The sequence below is a fragment of the Methylosinus sp. is20ea genome (genome assembly GCF_059718135.1).
This window is the reverse complement of sequence record NZ_AP046088.1, coordinates 2,396,261-2,418,839: the sequence shown is the minus strand read 5'-3', so window position 1 is coordinate 2,418,839 and position 22,579 is coordinate 2,396,261. Positions and strand designations below refer to the sequence as shown.

The 22,579-nt window shown below is 67.3% G+C and carries 18 protein-coding genes; 12 read left to right on the top strand and 6 right to left on the bottom strand.

Going from position 1 to position 22,579, the window contains the following annotated elements; genetic code table 11:
- The first annotated feature begins 98 nt into the window (after positions 1–98).
- From AC6IY7_RS11150 to ispG, 7 genes are all read left to right on the top strand, one after another.
- Positions 99–992, top strand: a complete 894-nt coding sequence (locus tag AC6IY7_RS11150; protein WP_497779081.1) for a hypothetical protein — start codon at positions 99–101, stop codon at positions 990–992.
- Complete coding sequence (locus tag AC6IY7_RS11145) at positions 989–2,065, top strand: GSCFA domain-containing protein (RefSeq protein WP_497779079.1); 1,077 nt, start codon at positions 989–991, stop codon at positions 2,063–2,065. Before AC6IY7_RS11150 ends, AC6IY7_RS11145 begins: the two co-directional genes overlap by 4 nt.
- A 175-nt stretch (positions 2,066–2,240) precedes the next feature.
- Positions 2,241–3,623: a M20/M25/M40 family metallo-hydrolase gene (locus AC6IY7_RS11140; RefSeq protein ID WP_497779077.1), complete on the top strand. Its 1,383-nt coding sequence runs from the start codon at positions 2,241–2,243 to the stop codon at positions 3,621–3,623.
- Between the two features lie 82 nt (positions 3,624–3,705).
- Entirely contained in the window at positions 3,706–6,231 is a 2,526-nt protein-coding gene (locus AC6IY7_RS11135; protein WP_497779076.1) for a cation-translocating P-type ATPase, read from the top strand.
- 16 nt (positions 6,232–6,247) lie between these two features.
- A complete protein-coding gene (locus tag AC6IY7_RS11130; protein WP_497779074.1) occupies positions 6,248–6,988 on the top strand; it encodes an N-acetylmuramoyl-L-alanine amidase in 741 nt (246 codons plus the stop codon).
- Positions 6,985–7,854 carry an SDR family oxidoreductase gene (locus tag AC6IY7_RS11125; RefSeq protein WP_497779073.1) on the top strand — a complete coding sequence of 290 codons (870 nt, stop codon included), beginning with the start codon at positions 6,985–6,987 and terminating at the stop codon, positions 7,852–7,854. The genes AC6IY7_RS11130 and AC6IY7_RS11125 overlap by 4 nt, the downstream gene beginning before the upstream one ends.
- 235 nt (positions 7,855–8,089) lie before the next feature.
- Positions 8,090–9,385, top strand: a complete 1,296-nt coding sequence (ispG, locus tag AC6IY7_RS11120) for a flavodoxin-dependent (E)-4-hydroxy-3-methylbut-2-enyl-diphosphate synthase (RefSeq protein ID WP_497779071.1) — start codon at positions 8,090–8,092, stop codon at positions 9,383–9,385.
- 111 nt (positions 9,386–9,496) lie between these two features.
- On the opposite strand, the gene AC6IY7_RS11115 is transcribed toward ispG, so the two are convergent.
- Complete coding sequence (locus AC6IY7_RS11115; protein WP_497779069.1) at positions 9,497–10,318, bottom strand: uracil-DNA glycosylase; 822 nt, start codon at positions 10,316–10,318, stop codon at positions 9,497–9,499.
- A gap of 253 nt (positions 10,319–10,571) precedes the next feature.
- On the opposite strand from AC6IY7_RS11115, the gene AC6IY7_RS11110 reads away from it, so the two are divergent.
- Positions 10,572–10,862, top strand: coding sequence for a hypothetical protein (locus tag AC6IY7_RS11110; RefSeq protein WP_497779068.1), 291 nt, complete (start codon positions 10,572–10,574; stop codon positions 10,860–10,862).
- Between the two features lie 11 nt (positions 10,863–10,873).
- Here AC6IY7_RS11110 and AC6IY7_RS11105 read toward each other — a convergent pair whose 3' ends face one another.
- The 3 genes from AC6IY7_RS11105 to AC6IY7_RS11095 all read right to left on the bottom strand — a co-directional run bounded on the left by AC6IY7_RS11105 (position 10,874) and on the right by AC6IY7_RS11095 (position 15,087).
- Positions 10,874–11,080, bottom strand: a complete 207-nt coding sequence (locus AC6IY7_RS11105; RefSeq protein ID WP_497779066.1) for a YbdD/YjiX family protein — start codon at positions 11,078–11,080, stop codon at positions 10,874–10,876.
- Positions 11,067–13,160, bottom strand: coding sequence for a carbon starvation CstA family protein (locus AC6IY7_RS11100; RefSeq protein WP_497779064.1), 2,094 nt, complete (start codon positions 13,158–13,160; stop codon positions 11,067–11,069). Before AC6IY7_RS11100 ends, AC6IY7_RS11105 begins: the two co-directional genes overlap by 14 nt.
- A 553-nt stretch (positions 13,161–13,713) precedes the next feature.
- Positions 13,714–15,087, bottom strand: a complete 1,374-nt coding sequence (locus AC6IY7_RS11095) for a PQQ-dependent sugar dehydrogenase (RefSeq protein ID WP_497779063.1) — start codon at positions 15,085–15,087, stop codon at positions 13,714–13,716.
- Positions 15,088–15,257: 170 nt separating this feature from the next.
- Between AC6IY7_RS11095 and fae the strand changes: the two genes are divergently transcribed.
- Together fae and AC6IY7_RS11085 are read left to right on the top strand one after the other, a co-directional pair.
- Positions 15,258–15,797 carry a formaldehyde-activating enzyme gene (gene fae, locus AC6IY7_RS11090; RefSeq protein WP_497779061.1) on the top strand — a complete coding sequence of 180 codons (540 nt, stop codon included), beginning with the start codon at positions 15,258–15,260 and terminating at the stop codon, positions 15,795–15,797.
- Between the two features lie 133 nt (positions 15,798–15,930).
- Entirely contained in the window at positions 15,931–16,323 is a 393-nt protein-coding gene (locus AC6IY7_RS11085) for an HU family DNA-binding protein (RefSeq protein ID WP_497779060.1), read from the top strand.
- Positions 16,324–16,643: 320 nt separating this feature from the next.
- Here AC6IY7_RS11085 and AC6IY7_RS11080 read toward each other — a convergent pair whose 3' ends face one another.
- Positions 16,644–18,962 carry a transporter substrate-binding protein gene (locus AC6IY7_RS11080; RefSeq protein ID WP_497779058.1) on the bottom strand — a complete coding sequence of 773 codons (2,319 nt, stop codon included), beginning with the start codon at positions 18,960–18,962 and terminating at the stop codon, positions 16,644–16,646.
- 205 nt (positions 18,963–19,167) lie between these two features.
- Between AC6IY7_RS11080 and AC6IY7_RS11075 the strand changes: the two genes are divergently transcribed.
- Complete coding sequence (locus tag AC6IY7_RS11075) at positions 19,168–20,436, top strand: alpha/beta hydrolase (protein ID WP_497779057.1); 1,269 nt, start codon at positions 19,168–19,170, stop codon at positions 20,434–20,436.
- A 19-nt stretch (positions 20,437–20,455) separates the two neighbouring features.
- On the opposite strand, the gene AC6IY7_RS11070 is transcribed toward AC6IY7_RS11075, so the two are convergent.
- The gene (locus tag AC6IY7_RS11070) at positions 20,456–21,148 is read right to left on the bottom strand and encodes an SDR family oxidoreductase (RefSeq protein ID WP_497779056.1); all 693 of its coding nucleotides are present in this window, start codon (positions 21,146–21,148) and stop codon (positions 20,456–20,458) included.
- 215 nt (positions 21,149–21,363) lie between these two features.
- Between AC6IY7_RS11070 and AC6IY7_RS11065 the strand changes: the two genes are divergently transcribed.
- The gene (locus AC6IY7_RS11065; RefSeq protein ID WP_497779055.1) at positions 21,364–22,569 is read left to right on the top strand and encodes a YjgN family protein; all 1,206 of its coding nucleotides are present in this window, start codon (positions 21,364–21,366) and stop codon (positions 22,567–22,569) included.
- Positions 22,570–22,579: the final 10 nt, after the last annotated feature.

Genomic DNA, 22,579 nt, shown 5'->3' with positions numbered 1-22,579 from the left:
TTCTCTCGACGAATTTCACAATTTTGGGCTTCTCTGATACGCCTCACCGGTGGAATCGCTCGAGGCGCTCGAGCAGGATGCGGGCGACGGGAAGGACGATGCGCGGAACGATTGTGCCGATTTCCGACGAATCATCCGCGCAACTCGCAGAGATCAGTCTATTATTCGCGGGAAATCGCATCGAGGAGGCGGAGCTCGTTCTGGCCGGCCACTCGCATCTCGAAGCCATCGCCGGAAGTCTGTCGTCTCGAGAGCCCGCGTCCGCGAAGTTCCTGGCCGACCACAGAACGGCCATTTTGCACGGTGTTCCCGACAGTGACTATTGGCGCGCATTGACTGTCGTCGCGCCGGGGAAAACCATTGTTCTGTCGTGGATGGGCAATCAGCATATGTCTTTTCTGTTTGCGCCCTTCGGCTACTTCGATTTCATCTACAGCAAAAAGCCGGATCTTCCTTTGCTGGCGCCGTGGGACATGCGCGCCTTGCCTATGGCCGCGGCCGCGCGATGGCTACGGAGGCTTTTCGAGCGCGGGCGAAAGCCGGCCCTGCGCGCCAAGCTGGCGCCCGAGCAGCTCGTCAGGGACCATTTCGCGGCGAGTCTGGCCGAACTATCGGCGCTATTGTCCAGTCTCATGGCGGCTGGCGCGCGGAAAGTCATCGTCCTCGGCACGCCGGCCTCGCGCGGCGAAGAAGTGGATGTGTTGGCGCGCGTGGGAGGCGACGCCTTTTTTCAAAACATGCTCGATATCTTCCTCGATCATGTCGGCTCGGCGCCGGTCATGCCGCTTTCGGTTCGCGTGAAGATCTGGGGCGCCTTGCAAGATGGTCTCGAGGAAACAGCATTGGCCGCGGGGGCCTGTTTCCTGAAGTCTCCCGATGAGAGCTTCGATTGGAAAAACGGGCTGAAGCCCGACTATTGGGCGGCGGATATTTCGCACGCCAACGAAAGCTATGGCGCATTGGTCGTGCGGCAACTGGGTCTCTTGCCGTGACGAAGACGCCCTACCAAGCGGCCGCGCGCACATCCTTCTGGTCCAAATCCGTCTCACGCGACTTCGATCCGCGCGATGTGGCCAAGGTCCGCGCCCCCCTGCTGCGCCAGGGCGACAGAATCACGAGCGCCGGAAGCTGCTTCGCCGCCAACATCATTCCCTATCTGGAAAAGGCCAATTACGAATATTTGCGCACGGAATGGCGGCCGCTCGCCTTCGGGCCTTGCTCGGAGAATTTCGGATACGACACCTTCACGGCTGCTTACGGCAATATTTACACAGCGCGGCAATTGTTGCAGCTCTTGCGCCGCGCGCGCGGGTCCTTCAAACCGAAGGAAAGATTTTGGGCGGAGGACGCGACATTCGTCGATCCGTTCCGACCGGGGCTGAAATATTTCAGCAGAACGGCCTTGGAATTCGACATGCTCACGAAACAGCATTTGAGCTGCGTGCTGGACGGAATCGAGAAGGCGACCGTCTTTATCTTCACGCCGGGTCTGACGGAGGCGTGGGCGTCACGCAGCGACGGCGCCGTCTATCCGGCCTGTCCCGGAACGATCGCGGGGCGATACGAGCCGACGAAGCACGTTTTTCACAATATGACCGCCGAGGAGACTGCGCGCGACACCAGCGCATTCATTCGAGAGGCGAGAGCGATCAACAAGAAGCTGCGTTTCATCCTCACCGTATCTCCCGTGCCGCTCGTCGCGACCGCCACGGACCGGCATGTCTTGGAGGCGACGATCTACAGCAAGTCGGCGCTCAGAGTCGCCATGTCGCAAGTCGCGGCGGCGCATGAGGACGTCGACTATTTCCCGGCCTATGAGATCATCGCCGGCCCCCAGGCGCCGCATGAATTTTTCGAGGCCGACCGCCGCGAGGTCAGCGCCATCGGCGTCGAGGCGGTGATGTCCGCCTTTCTCGGCGCTTCGGAAATAAATCCGGCCGTGGATCAGTTGAGCGAGGCTCGGAGAACCGCCTTAGAGACGAGCCAGAAGGTCAGACAGCTCTCGGAAGCTCTGATCGCCGCCGAATGCGAGGAAGCGATGGCCGATCGCCAATGGCGGCGATAGCCGCACGGAAGGCGGGAGAGGGAAGGCGGGAGAGCCCCGGCGGCGCGATCGGAGCCGCATCGCTCTTTTCATGACGCTCACTCCGCACTAGCTTCGACGATCGAGCACATCGTTTTCATCGAGCGGCGGCAGCCCCTCTCGGGCGCGCGGCGCCGCTCGCAGCGGAGCGCCTTTCATGTCGACCGAAACCGTTCTCGACTCCTTGGACGCCGATCTGCCCGCCGCCACGAATCGCCTTTTCGACTTTCTGCGCATCAAATCGGTCTCCACCGATCCGGCCTTCGCCGGCGAATGCCGCCACGCCGCCGACTGGCTCGCCGGCCAGCTGCGCGAGCTGGGCTTCGAGGCGAGCGTGCGCGACACGCCCGGGCATCCGATCGTCGTCGGCCACGCCAAGGCCAAGCGGCCGGACGCCCCCCATGTGCTGTTCTACGGCCATTACGACGTGCAGCCGCCGGACCCGCTCGACCTCTGGGTCAGCGATCCTTTCGATCCGCGCCTCGTCCAAGGCGAGAAGGGCGAGGAGATCGTCGCCCGCGGCGCCTCGGACGACAAGGGCCAGCTGATGACCTTCCTCGAGGCCTGCCGCGCCTTTCAGCGCAATGGCGGCCTGCCCTGCCATATTACTTTCCTCTTCGAGGGCGAGGAGGAGACCGGCTCCCCCTCCCTGCCGGATTTCTTCGCCGCCAATCACGAGGAGCTGTCCGAGCCGGCGCTGGCGCTCGTCTGCGACACCGGCATGTGGAACGCCAAGACGCCCGCCATCACCACAATGCTGCGCGGCCTCGCGCAGGAGGAGGTGATCCTCACCGCCTCCGATCGCGATCTGCATTCGGGCATATTCGGCGGCCCGGTCGTCAATCCGATCCATGTGCTCGCCAAGATCATCGGCGATCTCCACGACGCCGAGGGCCGCGTGACGCTGCCCGGTTTCTATGACGGCGTCGCCGAGCTGCCCGAGGAGATCGCCGCGCAATGGCGCGGGCTCGAATTCGACGAGACGGCGTTTCTGAAGAGCGTCGGCGTCGCGCGCCCGGCGGGCGAGCGCGGCCGCAGCGTCATCGAGCAAGTGTGGTCGCGCCCCACCTGCGACGTGAATGGAATCATCGGCGGCTACACCGGCCCCGGCGCCAAGACCGTGCTGCCGGCGCAGGCGAGCGCCAAAATCTCCTTCCGCCTCGTCGGCGCGCAGGACCCGGAGAAGGTGCTCGACTCTTTCCGCGCTTTCGTGCGCGAGCGCCTGCCGGTCGATGTGCGCGCCGAATTCGTTCCCCATGGCGCCTCGCGCGCCTTGCAATTGCCCTTCGGCTCCGAGGCGCTCACGCGCGCGCGGCGGGCCTTGCAGGAGGAATGGGACAAGGAGGCGGCGCTGGTCGGCTGCGGCGGCTCCATCCCGATCGTCGGCGCCTTCAAGCGCGATCTCGGCATGGACACGCTGATGATCGGCTTTGCGCTCGAGGACGACCGCATTCATTCTCCCAACGAAAAATACGCCTATAGCTCGTTCAAGAAGGGCTCCCGCTCCTGGGTCCGCGTCCTCGCCGCTCTGGCGGCGTGAGGCGTCTCCGCCCTGCTCCTCGAGGGGCAGGGCGGACCGTGAAACGGTCCGGTGTGGGGCAGCCGGACGCCGAGGGAATCGAATGGGGCTCCGCGCATCACGACCAGAGCCCCGGCCGGCGAATGATTTCGCGCCGCTCTCCGATCGCGAGGCGGCGGCGCGCCTCGCGCATTTCGGCGCCAATGAGCTGGAGCAGCCCGCGCGCCGCTCCTGGCTGCTGATCGCTTTCGCCGCATTGCGCGAGCCCATGTTCGCGCTGCTGATCGTCGCGGCGCTGCTCTATCTCGCGCTCGGCGACATTCACGAGGGCCTGCTGCTCACCGCGGGCGCCTTTCTCTCCATCGGCCTCGTGGTGGCGCAGGAGACGCGCAACGAGAATGCGCTCGCGGCTCTGCGCAGCCTCGCGGCGCCCAACGCCCGCGTGCTGCGCGCCGAAGGCGAGCGGCGCATTCCGGCGCGCGAGATCGTCCCCGGCGACATTGTGCTCGTCGGCGAGGGCGAGCGCGCGCCGGCCGATGGCGCGCTGCTGCGCGGCGACGTTCTCTCCGTCGACGAATCGGCGCTCACCGGCGAATCGGCGCCGGTCTGGAAAGCCCCGGCGACGCTGGTGGACCCGCTGCTCGATCCCGAGCCCGGCGAGGAGGCGCCTTTTCTCTTCGCCGGCACGCTGGTGACGCTCGGCCAGGGCGCGATGCTGGCGACGCGCACCGGACGCGCGACGCGGCTCGGCCGCATCGGCCGCTCGCTCGAATCGATCGAGCCGGAGGAGACGCCGCTGCAAAAGAGCACCGGCCGCGTCGTCGCGATCTTCGGCGCGCTGGGCATAGGCTTCTGCCTTCTCGTGGCGCTCGCCTATGGGCTCGCCTTCGGCAATTGGATCGCGGCGGGGCTGACGGGAATAACCCTCGCCATATCGCTGACGCCGGAAGAATTCCCCATGGTGCTGGCGGTGTTTCTGGCGCTCGGCTCCTATCGCCTCGCGCGGCGCAATGTGCTGGCGCGCCGCTCCGCCGTCATAGAGACGCTGGGCGCGACCGACGTGCTCTGCGTCGACAAGACCGGCACGCTGACGCAAAACCGCATGGAGGCGGCGTTTTTCCTGCGCGGCGCGGACATGTGGCGTCCGGGCGAGGGCGCAACGCCCGACGAGATCGCGCCATTGCTGGACGCGGCTTTGCGCGCCAGCGCCGCCGATCCCTCCGATCCGATGGATCGCGCGCTGCATCGCCTCGCCAGCGATCTGCCCGCGAGCGCGGCGATCACGCGCAGCTTTCCGCTGCGGCCGGAGACGCTCGCCTTCGTGCAGACATGGCGCGCGGCCGACGAAGGCGTCGCCTCCTTCGCCAAAGGCGCGCCGGAGGCGATCGCCGGCCTCTGCCGCCTGGACCCGGATGCGCTGCGCCTTCTGACCGCCGAGGTCGCGACCATGGCGGCGCATGGGCTGCGCGTTCTCGCCGTCGCCACGCATTGCGGGCCATTGCCGCGCGAGGACGATCCCGGCTCCGGCATTTTTGCGCTCGACGGGCTCGTCGGCTTTCTCGATCCGCTGCGCGAGGATGTCCCCGAGGCCGTGGCGCTGGCGGCGCGCGCCGGCATTCATGTGGTGATGATCACCGGCGATTATCCGGCGACGGCGATCGCGATCGCGCGCCAGGCCGGCATAGAGACGCGAGACGGCGCGCTGAGCGGCGCCGAGATCGCCGCTTTGAACGACGCCGCCCTCGACGAGGCGGTCGAGACCACGCGCGTCTTCGCGCGCATCCGCCCGGAGCAGAAGCTCGCTCTGGTGGAGGCTTTCAAACGCAATGGCCATATCGTCGCCATGACCGGCGACGGGGTGAACGATGGCCCGGCTTTGCGCGCCGCCCATGTCGGCGTCGCCATGGGCCAGCGCGGAACCGACGTCGCGCGCGAGGCGGCTTCGATCGTGCTGCTCGACGATCGCTTCGCCTCCATCGTCGCGGGCGTGCGCAGCGGGCGGCGCATCTTCGCCAATCTGCGCAAGGCGCTGATCTTCGTGACCGCCATCCATGTGCCCATCGCCGGCCTCGCGCTCACGCCCATACTCTTCCTGCTGCCGCCTGTGTTCTATCCCGTGCATGTGGTGGCGCTGGAGCTCGTCATCGATCCCATTTGCGCGCTCGTCTTCGAGGGCGAGCCGGCCGAGCGCCATATGATGGAGGAGCCGCCCCGCTCGCCCGCCGAGCCCTTGTTCGGCCTGCGCCAGATCGGCGCCGGCTTTCTCGACGGCGCCGTTCTGCTCGCGGCGCTGCTCGGCGTCTATTTCGTCTCGATGCGGGCCAACGAGGGTGAAGGGGAGACGCGCGCGCTGGTCTTCGTCGGCCTCGTCATCGGCAATCTGGCCATGGCCTTCGCCTCCGCCGCCGGACCCGGAACCGCCTTTTTCGACAAGCGGCGCGTCGCCTTCTGGATCATAGCGACGATCACGACGCTCGCGCTCGCGCTGATCGTCTATCTTCCCGCGGCGGCGGAGCTGTTCCGCTTCGCTTCGCCGGAACCGAAGGCGCTCGCCTATGTCGTCGCGACGGCGCTGGTCGCCGGCGGCTGGTCGGGAGTATACAAGGCCTTCCGCAGACGCCGAGGATGACATCACCGGAATCGCAATGCCCTCACCCGACACGCCGCACGCCGCCGATTTCCGCACCTCGCCCAATCACGGCGAGCGGCTGACGCCCATCTCCGCGCTGATCCTGCATTACACCGGCATGCCGACGGCGGCCTCGGCGCTGGCGCTGCTCACCAGCGCCGAATCGCAGGTCTCCTCGCATTATTTCGTCGATGAGGATGGGACCATTCTGCAGCTCGTGCCGGAGGCGCGCCGCGCCTGGCACGCCGGCCGCAGCTTCTGGGCCGGCGAGACCGATCTGAACTCCGCCTCCATCGGCATAGAGATCGTCCATCCCGGCCATGACGATCCGCGCCCCTTTCCGGATCTGCAGATCGAGGCGGTGGCGGCGCTGTGCCGCGATATTTGCGGGCGCTACGGCATAGCGCCGCGACGCGTGCTCGGCCATTCGGACATCGCCATCGGCCGCAAGATCGACCCCGGCGAATTCTTCCCCTGGAGGGCTTTGGCCGAGCAAGGCGTCGGCCATTTCGTGGAGCCGGCCGCCATCGTCGGCGGCGCGATTCTGGAGACGGGCGCGCGCGGAGCGCAGGTGACGCGATTGCAGCAGGCGCTCGCCGATTACGGCTATAAGATCGACGTCACTGGCGATTATAACGCCGCCGCCGCCGGCGCCGTCGCCGCCTTTCAGCGGCACTTCCGCCCCGCTCTCGTCGACGGCCGCGCCGATTCCTCCACCATCGCGACCCTTCGCGCGCTGACCGAGACCGGCGCATGAGCGAGACGAAATTCGTCGTCGTCACAGGCGTCTCCACCGGCATAGGCTATGCGCTGGCGGAGACGCTGACGGCGCAGGGCTTCCACGTCTTCGGCAGCGTGCGCACGGAGGCCGACAGCGAGCGATTGCAGGCGCGCTTCGGCGCGGCCGGCTTCACCCCGCTCGTCTTCGATGTCACCGACGCCGCCGCCGTGGCGGAGGCGGCGCGGGAGACCGAGCGGCGGCTCGAAGGCCGCGCTCTCGCCGGGCTCGTCAACAATGCCGGCGCGGCTTTTCCGGCGCCGCTGCTCTATCAGCCGATCGAGGAGGTCCGCCTCCAGCTCGAGGTCAATGTCATCGGCCAGATCGCCGTGACCCAGGCTTTCGCGCCATTGCTCGGCGCGAGCCCCGAAAAGCGCCGCGGCCCGCCCGGCCGCATCGTCAATATGAGCTCGGTGGCCGGCAGTCTCGCCTCGCCCTTTCTCGGCGCCTACGCCGCCTCCAAACATGCGCTCGAAGGCGCCTCCGACGCGCTGCGGCGCGAGCTGATGATTTTCGGCGTCGATGTGGTGGTGATAGAGCCGGGCGTCATCGCCACGCCTATTTGGGACAAGGCCGAGAGCGCCGATTTCGGCCGCTATGATTCGACGATCTACGGCCCTTCGGCCCGCAGGCTCCAAAAATGGGCGGTGGAGAAAGGCCGGCTCGGGCCGCCGCCGGAGCGCGTCGCCGCCGCCGTGCTGCGCGCGCTGACCGAGCCGCGGCCCCCGGCGCGCATTCGCGTCGTGCCGAACTATCTATTGGATTGGCTGCTGCCGCGCCTGCTGCCGGCGCGGCTGGTGGACCGCATCCTCGCCAAGCGAATGGGGCTGCTGCCGCCGGCTTGACGCGGGGCGCGTTCCGGCCCACCAAGAGCCGATCCGATTTCCGGTGACGGGTCCGCCGTATTTCCCCTTCTCCCCGCGAGCGGGGAGAGGGTCGGGGTGAGGGGCTGGGGCGCGAGCCCCGGTGGAAAACGCCCCGAGCCCCTCATCCTCACCTTCTCCCCGCGCGTGGGGAGAAGGAAGGCGGCAAACGTCGCGCGAAACGATCGCCTGGAAGATCGAGGGGACAAGACCGACGATGACCGACGAAATCGAGACCCGCCTGCCCGACCCCATCATCGCCGAGCCCGCGCCGCGCCATAAAACATGCGCGGTCAGGATCGGCAGCGGGCCGCGCGCGGTGACGCTCGGCGGCGGCGCGCCCATCGTCGTGCAGTCCATGACCAACACCGACACAGCCGATGTCGACTCCACGGTCGCGCAGATCGAAGCGCTGGTCCGCGCCGGCTCGGAGCTGGTGCGCATCACCGTCGATCGCGACGAGGCGGCCGCCGCCGTGCCGCATATTCGCGACCGGCTGGCGCAAAAGGGCGTCGACGTCCCGCTGATCGGCGATTTCCATTACATCGGCCACAAGCTGCTCGCCGATCATCCGGCCTGCGGCGAGGCGCTCGACAAATATCGCATCAATCCGGGCAATGTCGGCTTCAAGGAGAAGAAGGACCGGCAATTCGGCGCCATCGTCGAGCTCGCCATCAAGCATGGCAAGGCCGTGCGCATCGGCGCCAATTGGGGCTCGCTCGACCAGGAGCTGCTGACCCATCTGATGGACATCAACGCCAATGCCGCCGCGCCGCTCGACATGCGCGCGGTGACGCGCGAGGCGCTGGCCCGCTCGGCGCTGATCTCCGCCGAGCGCGCCGAGGAGATCGGCCTGTCGCGCGACAAGATCGTCATCTCGGCCAAGGTCTCCGCCGTGCAGGACCTCATCGCCGTCTATCGCATGCTGGCGCTGCGCAGCGACTATGCGCTGCATCTCGGCCTCACCGAGGCGGGCATGGGCTCCAAGGGCGTGGTCGCCTCGGCGGCGGCGCTCGGCGTGCTGCTGCAGGACGGCATAGGCGACACCATCCGCGTGTCGCTGACGCCGGAGCCCGGCGGCGACCGCGCCAATGAGGTGCGCGTCGCGCAAGAGATTTTGCAGACGATGGGCTTTCGCACCTTCGTGCCGCTGGTCGCCGCCTGCCCCGGCTGCGGCCGCACCACCTCCACCGTGTTTCAGGAGCTGGCGCGCGATATTCAGTCGCATATTCGCGACCGCATGGCCGTCTGGCGGCAGGATTATCCGGGCGTCGAGACGCTGAATGTCGCGGTGATGGGCTGCATCGTCAACGGACCGGGCGAGTCCAAGCACGCCGATATCGGCATATCGCTGCCGGGCACGGGCGAGGCGCCGACGGCGCCGGTCTTCATCGACGGCAAAAAGGCGATGACGCTGCGCGGCGAGGGCATAGCCGAGGAATTCACCCGCATCGTCGAGGATTATGTCGCCCGCCGTTTCAGCGGCGGCGCAAAGGGTGAAGCGGCGGAGTGAGCGGACGTGATGCGCGCCTGAAGGCTCGCGGTCCAGGGCGCGCTCGCTCGGACCGCGAGCCTTCGGGCTCGCATTCATCCGCTGCGGAAAAGCGCGCTGGATGAACTGTTTTCACCCCTGCCCCGCCACGGTGCGCAGATCGCGCCAGGCGCGGCGCTTCATCGCCGGCGTCCTGAGCAGGCTGGCGAGCGAGGGCGCGAGCAGCGCGCGCACGGTCCCGCCGCCGCAATCATAATCGAACCAGGCGCCGCGATAGCGCGCGACATCCGGCGCGCCGAGCGCCGCGCGAGCGGCGAAATCGCCGAGGATCAGCAGCGCGCGCGGCGCGGCGAGCGCCACATGGCGACGCAGAAAAGGCGACAGCGCCGCGATCTCGGCGGCGTTCAGCTCGCGCGCGCCGGGCGGACGCCAGGGCGTCGCATAGGCGAGATAGGCGCTGGAGCGATCGCGCCCGATCGCGCGCAGCATATTGTCGAGCAGGCGCGCCTCCGGCCCGACGAAAGCCGCGCCGCCGCGCTCCTCCTCCTCGCCGGGCGCGAAATCCAGCGCCATCAGAGCCGCGTCTTGCGTCCCGGCCGAAAAGAGAAAATGGCCGGCGGTCGCCTTCAACGCGCAGCCGTCGAAGGCCTCGAGCCTCTCGCGCAGCTCGTCGATCGTCGTCGCCGCGGCCGCGGCCTCGCGCGCGGCGCGGGAGGCCTCCTCCGGAAAGACGGGCGCGCTGCGGACAGGACGCGTCTCCCGAGCGGGCGCAGCGGCGCGCGGAGAGGGCGCAGCCGCAGGAGCCGGCGCAGCGGCGCGTGCCAGCGGCGCAGCGCTCTCGGCAAAGCGATCATGCGGCGTCTCGTCGACGGCTATGTCGACGCCGACCGACAGATACCAGTCGACGAGCGCGGCGAGGCCCGGCTCCGGAGCGAGATCGGCGTCAGCGGACATGCGGAGAGATTAGAGCAGGCTTCGACAAAGGTGAAGGCTTCCGATGGGGCGAAGGCTGCCTCCGGCGAGGGCGATCGCCATTCCTCCGATTGCCCCGATGGGGAGCATGGCCGTCCTTCACCCATCGGCGCGACTGCGTAGATTATCGATCTACGCCGCGCCCTGTGTCGGACATAGGCTGGCCACAATCAAGAATGTGCCGAGGGTGGAAACAAGCGTTCTCCAAATCATCACTTACATCAGAGAACTTCACATGATCGACCTGATCGAAAACGTCGCTAGAGCGTTGTTCGGGAGATTCGGTTCCAAGCGGGAACATTGGGACGAGGCGTCGCTCGCCGAGCGCGAGGCGTTTCGTCACGCCGCGGAAGACGTGTTGCACGAATTCGCCTCCCTCGCCCCCGTCGAGACCGCGGAGCTCGTCGAGAAAATTCGTGAAACGCGGCAAACGCGTCTCGGATTTCTCTATATGGCCTATGCGCTCAACACTTCGGAAGCCGCTGCGCTACTCGCCTATCGGGCGCTCGGACGGGCCGAGTGCTGAAGGGGCGCCGCTCAACAGCAGCGCATCGCGCGCCGGCCGCCCTCGCCGAAACGGCTCGCCTGACGCTCGAGGAAGAACTCCTCGCGCGTCATCAGCGGCTCGTCGGCATGAGTGGCGCGCCGATGCGCGACATAGGCGTCGTAATCGCCCTGCCCGATCATCAGCCGCGCGCCCTCGCGCAGCTTCCGGCCGAGCTTGGCGAGATCAAGCGCGGGCAATCCGCAGATCGTGCAGCTCATCGCTCGTCTCTCTGGTGGTGACGCTCGTCGCGCGCCGCGCCTCGCCGATCGCCCGGATGCCGAAGAACAGCATCGACAGCACGAGGGCGATGAAGACGGCGCAGAGCGTCGTGTTCACATAATCGTTGAAGACGATGCGGCTCATCTCGGCGGCGGTCTTGGCCGGGGCCAGCAGTCTGCCCTCCGCCGCGGCGGCGGAAAAGCGCGACGCATGGGCGAGGAAGCCGATCTTGGCGTCGGGATGGAAGATTTTCTCGAGGCCCGCGGTCAGCGTGCAAATGTAGAGCCAGGCCGCCGGCGCCGCGACGACGAAGGCGTAGCGCTCCCGCTTCATGCGGAACAGCACCACGGTGCAGAGCGTGAGCGCTATGGCCGCCAGCATTTGATTGGCGATGCCGAACATGGGCCAGAGCGTGTTGATGCCGCCCAGAGGATCGACGACGCCCTGATAGAGGAACCAGCCCCAGCCGGAGACGGCGAGCGCGGTGGCGGCGAGATTCGGCGCCCAGGCGCGCGTATGCTTGAAGCGCGGCCAGAAGGTTCCGACGAGATCCTGAATCATGAAGCGCGCGACGCGCGTGCCGGCGTCCACAGTGGTGAGGATGAACAGCGCCTCGAACAGAATGGCGAAATGATACCAGAAGGCGGTCATCGAGGCGCCGCCGATCGCCCCCGACAGGATTTTCGCCATGCCGACGGCCAGCGTCGGCGCGCCGCCCGCGCGCGAGAGCACCGTTTTCTCGCCGACCTCGGCGGCGGCCTGCGTCAGCGCCTCCGGCGTGATGGCGAAGCCCCAGGACGAGATGGTCTGCGCCGCCGTGTCGACCGTGGAGCCGATGACGGCGGGCGCGCTGTTCATCGCGAAATAGACGCCGGGATCGAGCACGCTGGCGGCGACCAGCGCCATTATGGCCACAAAAGACTCCATCAGCATGGCGCCATAGCCGATGAAGCGGATCTGCGCCTCGTCGCCGATCATCTTCGGCGTCGTGCCGGAGGAGACGAGGGCGTGAAAGCCGGAGATGGCGCCGCAGGCCAGAGTGATGAACAGGAAGGGGAAGACCGAGCCCGCGAAGACCGGCCCGGTTCCGTCGATGAAGCGGCTGACCGCCGGCATTTTCAGCTCCGGCATGACGACGAAAATGCCGAGCGCCAGCGAGGCGATGGTGCCGATCTTCAGAAAGGTGGAGAGATAGTCGCGCGGCGCGAGCAGGAACCACACCGGCAGCACAGAGGCGACGAAGCCATAGCCGATCAGCATGAAGGCGAGCGCCTCGCCCTTGAAGGAAAACAACGCCGCGAGCGCCGGCGTCTCGGCGACAGTGCGGCCGAGCGCTATGGAGGCGATGAGCAGGACAAAGCCGATCGCCGACATTTCAAAAATGCGGCCGGGACGCAGATAGCGGCCATAGACGCCCATCAGCACGGCGATGGGCAGGGTGGCGAAGACGGTGAAGAAGCCCCAGGGGCTGTCGGCCAGCGCCTTGACGACGATGAGCGCCAGCACGGCGAGCAATATGACCATGATGGTGAGAATGCCGATCATCGCCACGAGGCCGGCCGTCTGGCCGAGCTCGGTCTTGATGAGATCGCCGAGCGACCGCCCGTCGCGCCGCGTCGAGATGAAGAGCACGACGAAATCCTGCACCGCGCCGGCGAAGACGACGCCGGTGAGCAGCCAGAGCGTGCCCGGCAGATAGCCCATTTGCGCCGCGAGCACGGGGCCGATCAGCGGCCCGGCCCCGGCTATGGCCGCGAAATGATGGCCGAACAGCACATATTTGTCGGTCGGCACATAATCGAGACCGTCATTGCGGCGATGGGCGGGCGTCTTGCGGCCGGGGTCGAGGCCGAGCGCGCGTTCGGCGATGAACAGCGAATAGAAGCGATAGGCGAGGAGATAGACGCAGATCGCGGCAGTCACCAGCCACATGGCGTTGACGCTCTCGCCGCGCGCCGTCGCCAGAGTGAAGAGCGCGAAGACGCCGATGACGGTGACGGCGGTCCAGAGGGCGACCGAGCCGAGCTTGCGGCCGGGCGTGGCGAGTGAGAGGGACATTGCGCGAGCCTCGGCGTTTCCGGGATGGGCCGGGGGGACGTCATTCGTCTCCCGGCATTTTCCCGAGAAATAGGCCAAAGGCGCCCGCCGCGTCCAGCCGCGAGGGTCACACATTGCTCCTGCCGACGCTCGGCGTCCTCGGACTGGCGCGCCGCGCCGTCAGGAACAAGAGCGGCTAGTTTGGAACCTTTTGAAGGGCCGCAGATTGAACAGCGCGGGCGACGAATTCTGACAGGAGACGCTCATGCACTGCGGAGATTGTCGTTTTTGGCGCCAGCCGGACAACCAATGCCGCCGAAACGCCCCCCTGCCCATGCGCGGCCAGCAAGGAACCATGGATACGGCCTGGCCCCTCGTGGCCTCCGAAGATTGGTGCGGCGAATACCAGCCCGGTTACATCGACAGGACCAGCCTGCCCGTGGAAGCCCAGGCTCGCGCCCGGACCGGACACAAGGAACGCGCCCAGCACTGACGGCGAGCCGGACAGCGCGACGCCGAGCTGCGAGAGGAGGCTTCGCCAGCCTCCTCGGATCGCGGGCCCGGTCTTATCGGCTCACTTCACCGAGGTCTGCACCGGCTTGGTCGCGCCGCTATAGGACACGCGCCAGATCGTCCCATTGCCGTCCTCGCTCACCAGCAGAGAGCCGTCGCGCGCCACCGCGACATCGACCGGACGCCCCCAGACGCGCGTGTCGTCGACGACGAAGCCGGTCAGAAAATCCTGATACTCCCCGGTCGGGACGCCATCCTTGAAGGAGAGGCGCACGACCTTGTAGCCGGTGCGCTTGGCGCGGTTCCAGGAGCCGTGCAGCGCGACGAAGGCGTCGCCCTGATAGTCCGCCGGAAACTGGCCGCCCTCGTAGAAGGCGATGCCGAGCGGCGCCGAATGCGGCTGAAACAGCACATCCGGCGTGGTGATCTTATCGGAAAGATCGGGCCGCTCGCCGGCGTGGCGCGGCTCCTCATGCGCGCCGATGTAATGCCAGGGCCAGCCGTAGAAGCCGCCCTCCTTCACATGCGTCGCATAGTCCGGCGGCAGATCGTCGCCGAGCATGTCGCGCTCATTGACGACGCACCAGAGCGCGTCGGTCTTCGGCTGCAATTGCAGGCCGGAGCAATTGCGCAGCCCATTGGCGACATTGCGCCGGCTCCCGCCCTCCGGATCGATGGCCAGCACTGTGGCGCGCTCGAATTCGGCGCCCGCGCTCGCGCCGAGTCCATGCGCCGCCTCGAGCTGCGCGACCTCCTGCGCCGTGGGACGCGGATGGCCTTCGGCGACATTGGTCTTGGAGCCGACGGAGACATAGAGCGTCTTGCCGTCGCGCGAGAAGACGAGATCGCGCGTCCAATGGCCGCCATCGGCGCCGGGCAGCGCGGCGATGGTCTCGGCGGGGCCGGAGGCCTTCAGATCGCCGTTCCGATAGGGAAAGCGCAGCACTTTCGTCGGCGTGCCGATATAGACGAAGCGCGGCTCCGGCCCCAGCGGATAAAAAGCTATCCCATAGGGGCGCTCGAGTTCTGTGGCGAAGACATGCGAGGCGGCGGGCGTGATCTTCCCATCCTCGAGGCGGAAAATGCGCACGCGCCCGCCGACGCTCTCCGTGACGAAAATATCGCCGTTCGGGGCGAAACGGATGACGCGCGGACCCTCGAGCCCGGAGGCGAAGACTTCCGCTGAAAAACCTTCCGGCGTCTTCGGCGCGGCGCCGTCCGGACGCGGGACCACCTGCGAACGCGAGGCGGTGGGCTCGCTGGCGAGCGGCGCGGGCAGATCCGGCGGCGCGATCTTGCGCCAGGTGCCGGGCGCGTCCTGACGCCAATCGCTGAAGGCGGCGGCGCCGACGAGGCGACGCGCCGGCTCCGATTGCGCAAGGGCGTGACCGGCAAAGGCGGCGGCCAGGAGAAGTGTCGGGACGATGGTCTTCATTGCGGCCTCTCTCGAAACATGACCCCACTCTAGCTCGCCTAAATCACATTTAGAAGATAGAATTAAACACTGTCGCGCAACGCCGTTTTTCTCCCTTGCGGCCCGCCCCTTCCTGCGGCCTTCGGCCGGTGCTATTCGACCGCCTCCGACGAATGGAAGGGAAAAACGATATGAGCGAGATCTGGCTGGCGACGGGCGAAGCGACGGTTCTGGCGGCGGATGGGCAATATACCGACGCCATGCCGGAAGTGCTGATCGGCAATGTGAAAGGCCCGGTGGGGACGGCTTTCGCGTCGATGACGGGCCAGGTCGCGGGTCATCCGCGCATGTTCGTCATTCGCGATCTCAATCAGCAGGTGCGCCCCGCCACCATGATGACGACCAAGATGACGGTGCGCTCCAACGATTATGTGGAGCTGCTCGGCGGCGTCGTGCAGGCGGCCACGGGCGACGCCATCGTCGATGCGGTTTCGGAAGGACTCATTCCGAGAGATCAGGTGAATGATTTGGTGATGATCATCATGATCTGGCTCGATCCGCGTTGCGCGACCGATCCGAACCTCGACCGGCGCGATCTCTATCGCACCAATTACGAGGCGACGAAACTCGCGATTTCCCGGGCGATCAAGGGCGAGCCGACGATCGACGAGCTCATCGCCAACCGCAAAACGGTGACGCATTATGCGCTGGAAGGCGTGTTCGACGAGTGATTTTGCGCAGCCGGCATTGCAAAAATCACGCGCCGCGCCGATTGCGAATCACTTCTCGAAGCGTTAGCAAACGAATCCTCACGTGGCGCGTCTGATGTGATGCGTCTCTTTTCGGATTCGAGGGAGATTTGCGATGGCCAAGGCGAAGAGCGACAAGCCTGTGGCGGTGGCCAAGAAGGCCAAAAAGCCCGAAGCCGCTGCGGTTCGTCCGGTGAAGGAGAGCTTGACCAAAGCCGCCCTCATCAATCTTCTCGCCGAGCAGAACGAGCTGCCGCGCAAGACCGCCGCGGCGGTCTACGCCACGCTCGAGGAAGTGTTCCTCGGCTCCGTGCATCCGCGCGGCGTCGGCGAGTTCACCCTTCCCGGCCTGCTGAAAGTGTCGCTGCGCAAGGTTCCGGCGCGCAAGGCCGGCACTCTGGTGCGCAATCCCGCCACCGGCGAGATGGTCAAGGCCGCCGCCAAGCCGGCGAGCGTGCGCGTCAAGATCCGCGCGCTCTCCAAGCTGAAGACGGCCGCCACGCCTTGATCGCGCGGCCGCGCGGCGCCTTCTGGCTCTCGCGTCACGATGAAGGTCGCCTCTATTTTCGCGCCGAGAGCGCGGGGGCCTGTCATTGGCCCTCGCTCTCGGCGTCGTCATGACCGCGGCGCCATGCGCAGCGGCGAGCGAACGGCTCGAAAACGACGCGCATAACTCTGTCGCAAAGCCGTCGAGACGCGCCGAACCGCGGCGTTCCCCCCGCGCCCCCGCGGGGAGACCGGGGCGGTCCGCCGGGAGGCCAGCGCCGATGATCGGTGATTTTCCTCCATTGCCGATACGCCCGCGCGGTTTCTGAACCACTCGGTTCGTCACGCGGCTTTCGCCTTTCCGGCCCGGTTCTTGGTGAGCCAGGGGCTCCAGGGCTGTGGCGCGATCAATCCCTCCCCGACGAAGACCGGCGCTATGCGCCCGCGCGCGACGCGGCCGACGAAGGCCGGCTTGTGCAAATGCTGCGTCTCCGCATCCAGCCGCAGGGCGAAGCCGCTCGGCCCGCGAATCATATGCAGGGCGAGCGCGCGGCGCACGGCGGCGACATCGACGACGCCAGCCGCGGCGACGGCGGCGCGCCACAGCTCGAAGCCGATATAGGTCGCCTCCATCGCGTCATTGGTCGTGGCGTCGGGGGCGTTCTTGTAGCGGCGCCATTGCTCCACGAAGCTGCGGTTCTCCGCGCAATCGATCGCGTGAAGATAGTTCCAGGCGACATAGAGGCCGTCGATCTCGCAATCGGCGAGAGCCGGCAGCTCGGCCTCTCCGATCGACAGCGACATGATCGGCGCAAAGGCGAGAGCGCCGAGAGCGCCGAAGAAGCGCAGATTGGCGTCGCCGCTGACCGTCGAGACGATCGCCGCGCCGGGACGCGCGGTGAAGCGGCGGATGTCCCTGGCGATCGCGCTCCAGTCTTCGAGGCCGGACGGCGCGTATATTTCGACGATATCCTCCCCGCCGACGCCCTTTGCGGCGAGATAGGCGCGCAAAATGGCGTTGGTGACGCGCGGATAGACGTCGTCATTGCCGATGAGCAGAAAGCGGCGCGCGCCGAGGCCGCGCAGAAAATCGACGGCCGGAATCGCCGTCTGGCTCGGCGTGCCGCCGGCGTAGACGATATTGGGCGAGCGCTCCTCGCCCTCATATTGGCTCGGATAGAAAAGCAGGCCCTTCGCGCCTTCGATCACCGGAAGCGCGGCCTTGCGCGAGGCGGATGTCCAGCAGCCGAAGATCGCCGCGACGCCGCGCTCCTCCAGAAGAATGCGCGCCTGCTCGGCGTAGAGCTCGGGATCGGAGCGCGGGTCCATGATCGCCGCCTCGAGCGGGCGTCCGAGCAGGCCGCCCTGCGCATTGCACCGCTCGACGAGCATCACCAGCAGCTCCTGCAGCGGGCGTTCGCTGCTGGTCATCGTGCCGGAGAGGGAATGCAATATGCCGATGCGGATCGCGCCATTGTCGAGATCGGCGAAATAGCGATCGACGGCGCCGACGAGGCTTCTCGAGCGGCCGAGCAGCGATTCGGCGGTCGCGAGCGCCGAGCGGCCGGCCGTCTCCGCCTGCGCCGCCACGCCGCCGACATCCGGCAGAGCCTCGCCGACGTCGCGGGCGACGATCGCCGCGCGTGCGCCTATGCGATCGAGCTCGGCCGCCTCCCGGCCCAGAGTGTCGGCGAGATCGCGGTTGACGCCCGCGACCGCCTCGACGCTCGACGACACTTCGGCGATCGCGCCCACCGTCTCCTCCACTGCGAAGCGGATGGAGTCGATCTGCGCCTCTATGTCGGCGGCCGCGCGCGACGTCTGATTGGCGAGCGTCTTCACCTCGCTCGCCACCACGGCGAAGCCGCGTCCGCTCTCGCCGGCGCGCGCCGCCTCTATAGCGGCGTTGAGGGCGAGCAACGAGGTCTGGCCCGCGATCGACTGGATCAGCTTGCTCACCGCATCGATGCGGGCCGCCGCGGCGGCGAGGCCGCGCACGATCTCCTCCGTGCGCGCGAGATCGGCGACGGTGCGGCCGCCCGCCTCGCGCGCCGCCGCGACCTGATGCGAGGAGCGCGCGACGAGATCGCCGATGGCGTTGCGCGCCGCCAGAGCGAGGCCGTCGACGTCCTGCGCGGCCGTCGTCGCAGCCGAGGTCGCCTCGGACAGGCGGCGCATCATATCGCCGTTGCAGGCCGAAAGATCGCCGGCCGCGGCCCGCGTCGTCGCGCTCGCGGCGACCAGCGCGCCATCGGTCTCGGCGGCGCGGTCGCGCAGCCGCCGCGCGAAGAAGCCGCGCCCGGCCTCGCGTATCGACAGCTCCGCCTCGCGGCTGCGCTCGGCGACGGCGAAGGCCTCGGCGGCGATCGATGCGCGGCGCATCTCTTCGGCGATGCGCCGGAGCCGCGCAGACAAATGATCGCCCGCGCGCGGAAAAGCGGCGTAGCGGTCGCCCGCGGCGATTCTCTCCAGCGCCGCGATCTGCGACGAGAGACGGCGCTCGATCGCGAGGGCCGCCGCGAGCGCGGCGAGCGCCGCGGCCACACAAGCGGCGCGCGGATCGCCGCTCGACCAGCCGACGACGAGCGGCGCGACGGCCGCCGCGACGATCGTCGCGAGGAGAAAATGGCAAGGAAGTTTCACGGCCGCTTTGTTCGCCATAGGTCGCACGCCCTGCTATCGGTCTGAAATTTTGTGTATAATTTCGCTATATACCGGTTACCGCCACCTTTCGACGGCGCGCTTTTTGCGCCTCGATTGTCGGCAATCGGCGCCGAGATTTTCAGCGCGCGAGCCCGCGGAGGCTTCGGAAGCGCGTGACTCGCCTCGGCCGGCGGTTTATTCCCGAGATCGGGAGCTTTGCCGAATGAACCGATTGCCGAGACGATTTTGTGTTCCGTCTTTCGCCTTGTGCCTCGCCCTCGCGGCGAGCGGCTGCGGCGGGCGTCCACATGGGGTGCTGACCCCGCAGCCGCAGACGGCGGGGACGAGCCGCGTCGAATTGCTCGTCGCCACGACGCGCAGCGCGCAGGGCGCCGCGCCCGGCGATCTCTTCACCGGCGAGCGCGGCAAAGGCCTCGCCTTCGCCGATATCGCCATCTCCATACCTCCGGACGGCGCGCGCCAGATCGGCGAGGTGCAATGGCCGGCCGCCCTGCCCGGCGATCCCGCCCGCGAATTCGTCACGCTGCGCGCCGATCCGCTCGACCAGCAGGAGGCGGTGCGCCGCTTCGACGCGCGCATCGCCAAGACGCCGAAGCGTCAGGCGCTGGTCTTCGTCCACGGCTTCAACACACTCTTCGCCGAGGCGGCCTATCGGCTCGCACAGATCGTCCATGATTCGGGCACGAATGCGCTGCCGGTGCTGTTCACCTGGCCCTCGCGCGGCAAGCTGCTCGACTATGGCTATGACCATGAGAGCGCGAGCTATTCACGCGACGCGCTGGAGCATGTGCTGCGCACGCTGGCCAAGGACCCTTCGGTCGGCGAGATCTCGATCCTGGCGCATTCCATGGGCAATTGGGTGACGCTGGAGGCGCTGCGCCAGATGGCGATCCGCGACCATGGCCTCGCGCCCAAGATCAGGAATGTGATGCTCGCCGCCCCCGACGTCGATTACGACGTCTTCTCGCGGCAGATCGCGCAGATCGACGAGCATCGCGCCATTTTCACCCTCTTCGTCTCCCGCGAGGACGAGGCGCTGGCCGCCTCCCGCCGTGTGTGGGGCGACAAGGTGCGGCTCGGCGCGATCGATCCGCAGCGCGAGCCCTTCAAGGACACGCTGGCGGAACGCCGCTTCCAGGTCGTCGATCTGACCACTGTGAAATCATCCGATCCGCTCGGCCACGGCACTTTCGCGCAATCGCCCGAGGTGGTGCGCTCGATCGGCGCGCGCCTCGCGGAGGGCCAGACGCTCGCCGACAATCAGAGCGGAGTGGGCGAGCGGCTCGGCCAGGTGGCGACGGGCGCGGCCTCGGCGGTGGGCACGGCGGCGAGCGTCGCCGTCTCGACGCCTTTCGCCGTGGTCGATCCGCGCACGCGCGAAAACCTCGGCGATCAGCTACAGCGGCTCGGAGAGCAGATGGGCGATACGGCGACGGCCGGCGCCGATGTCGTCGCGCGGCCGCTGCGGTGAGGCTCACCCGGGCGGAAATTCACCAAGGCACATCGCGGCCGCGATAGTCGATGAAGCGGCCGGTGTCGGCGATGGTCAGCGCATCGATCGCCTCTATGAGGCCGACCGCGCTCTCCTCGACCGAGAGATCGGCGTTCTTGCCGCCCATATCGGTGCGCACCCAGCCGGGACTGAGCGCGACGACAGTGACCTTCTCGCGCTTCAGATCATGGGCGAGGCCCTGCGCGATCTTGTTCAGCGCCGCCTTGGCGGCGCGATAGGCGATATTGGTCGAGCCCTCCGTCGCCATGGAGCCGAGCCCGCTCGACATCAGCGCGATGCGCGGATTGTCGGCGCGCAGCATGGCCGGCAGAAAGGCCTGCACGAGACGCAAAGGCCCCAGCGTGTTGACGTCGAAGAGATCGAGCGCGCCCGCAAAGTCCATGTCCAGAGTGGATTGGGTCTGCGGCCCATAGGCGCCGGCGTTGCAGACGAGCACGTCGAGCGGCTCCGCGAGATCGCGCGCCGCGGCGCGGATTCCCGCCTCGTCGCGCTGGTCGAAGACTTGGATGGAAAAGCGCGCGCGATGGCGCGCGACATCTTCTTGCAGACGCGCGCGCGCCTCCTCGCTGCGCACAGAGGCGGTGACATCGTCGCCACGGGCGGCGAGCAGGCTGGCGAGCCCGTGGCCTATGCCCTTATTGGCGCCGGAAATGAACCAGTGCTCCGCCATTGGCTGCTCCCGAATTCGATGGGAGAAAATATAGCGCGTCTTTCCCCGCCGTCAGGGGCCCCCGCCGCGGAGGGGACGCGGCTCGGCCGAATTGGCGCGATTCGAATTGCGATTCGAATCGGCTTGCCGCCGCCGGCGCCGTTGCTTACTGTGCGAACCGGTTACATTACCAATCCGGTTACATTACGAGTCATTGCGAAAGGCGGTTCGCATGAGTGACGTTTCCCTCGCGGACGACAGCGTCGTCACGCAGCCTTCCCGCGTCTGCGCCTGCGCCTGCGCCGGTCGTCTTCACTGGCGACAATGGCGAGTTCCGCCGCCTCGTGACGCGCGGCGCGCTGCTCGAGCTGGCGACAGCGGGCTTCTATCGTTTCTGGCTGGCGACCAATATGCGCCGCTATCTGTGGTCGAACACGGTCATCGGCGGCGACGCGCTCGAATATATCGGCACGGCGCGCGAGCTTTTGTTCGGCTTCTTCTTCGCGCTCGCCATTCTCGCGCCCATCTATCTCGCCTATCTGCTCGTCGGCCTCGAGGCGGAGCGGACCCGAGCCTTCGCCTCGCTGCCGCTCGGCCTGTTCTTCGTCGCCTTCGGCCAATTCGCCATTTATCGCGCGCGGCGCTATCGGCTGCATCGGACCTCCTGGCGCGGCCTGCGTTTCGGCATGGGCGGCTCCGGCCTCGCCTATATGGTTCGGGCGATCGGCTGGGGCGCCCTGATCGCGCTCACGCTCGGCCTCGCCCTACCCTGGGCCGAGGCGGCGCTCGAGCGCTATAAGATGCGCCATACTTTCTATGGCGCGCTGGAGGGCGACTTCGTCGGCCGCGGCGGCGATTTCTTCAAGCGCGCCGGCTGGATTTGGTTCACGGCGCTCATTCTCCTGCTCTCGCCCTATGTCATCGGCGCAGTTTTCCGTGGGCCGGTATGGATATTGGCCGGCGTCATCTATGTTTTCGGCGCTCCGGCGCTGTTTGCCGCCTTCAAGACCGAGCAATGGCGCTGGTGGCTCCAGGGGCTGCGCCTCGGCGGCCTTCGCCTCGAGACAAATCTGACGACGAACGCGCTGCTCGGCAATTATTTCGTTTTCTTCGGCATTTTCATCGGCGTGATGCTGCTCTTCGGCGTGTTCGCCGGAGTCGTGGCGACGATCGCCGGCGCCGGCCGCGGGATATCTCCCGTGGGGACGCCGCAGCTGCCGACCACGACGCTGGTCGCGGTGATCGCGGGCTATGTCGTAACCTTCCTCACCATCGGCGTCGCCGCCCGCATCTATCTCACGCAGCGCATCTGGAAGATCGTCGCGAGCTCGCTCGCCGTCCATGATTTGGCGCTGGCGGAGGATGTCGCGGCGCGGGCGGGGCCGGCCGCGAATGCGATCGGCGAAGGCTTCGCCGATAATCTCGACGTCGTCGGCTTCTGAGGGACCGGAT

Bases quoted from the DNA above. Each gene is read 5' to 3' on its own strand.
- AC6IY7_RS11150 (WP_497779081.1), top strand. From the start codon at position 99: ATGCGCGGAACGATTGTGCCGATTTCCGACGAATCATCCGCGCAACTC.
- AC6IY7_RS11140 (WP_497779077.1), top strand. From the start codon at position 2,241: ATGTCGACCGAAACCGTTCTCGACTCCTTGGACGCCGATCTGCCCGCC.
- AC6IY7_RS11135 (WP_497779076.1), top strand. From the start codon at position 3,706: ATGGGGCTCCGCGCATCACGACCAGAGCCCCGGCCGGCGAATGATTTC.
- AC6IY7_RS11130 (WP_497779074.1), top strand. From the start codon at position 6,248: ATGCCCTCACCCGACACGCCGCACGCCGCCGATTTCCGCACCTCGCCC.
- AC6IY7_RS11125 (WP_497779073.1), top strand. From the start codon at position 6,985: ATGAGCGAGACGAAATTCGTCGTCGTCACAGGCGTCTCCACCGGCATA.
- ispG (WP_497779071.1), top strand. From the start codon at position 8,090: ATGACCGACGAAATCGAGACCCGCCTGCCCGACCCCATCATCGCCGAG.
- AC6IY7_RS11115 (WP_497779069.1), bottom strand. From the start codon at position 10,318: ATGTCCGCTGACGCCGATCTCGCTCCGGAGCCGGGCCTCGCCGCGCTC.
- AC6IY7_RS11110 (WP_497779068.1), top strand. From the start codon at position 10,572: ATGATCGACCTGATCGAAAACGTCGCTAGAGCGTTGTTCGGGAGATTC.
- AC6IY7_RS11100 (WP_497779064.1), bottom strand. From the start codon at position 13,160: ATGTCCCTCTCACTCGCCACGCCCGGCCGCAAGCTCGGCTCGGTCGCC.
- AC6IY7_RS11095 (WP_497779063.1), bottom strand. From the start codon at position 15,087: ATGAAGACCATCGTCCCGACACTTCTCCTGGCCGCCGCCTTTGCCGGT.
- fae (WP_497779061.1), top strand. From the start codon at position 15,258: ATGAGCGAGATCTGGCTGGCGACGGGCGAAGCGACGGTTCTGGCGGCG.
- AC6IY7_RS11085 (WP_497779060.1), top strand. From the start codon at position 15,931: ATGGCCAAGGCGAAGAGCGACAAGCCTGTGGCGGTGGCCAAGAAGGCC.
- AC6IY7_RS11080 (WP_497779058.1), bottom strand. From the start codon at position 18,962: ATGGCGAACAAAGCGGCCGTGAAACTTCCTTGCCATTTTCTCCTCGCG.
- AC6IY7_RS11075 (WP_497779057.1), top strand. From the start codon at position 19,168: ATGAACCGATTGCCGAGACGATTTTGTGTTCCGTCTTTCGCCTTGTGC.
- AC6IY7_RS11070 (WP_497779056.1), bottom strand. From the start codon at position 21,148: ATGGCGGAGCACTGGTTCATTTCCGGCGCCAATAAGGGCATAGGCCAC.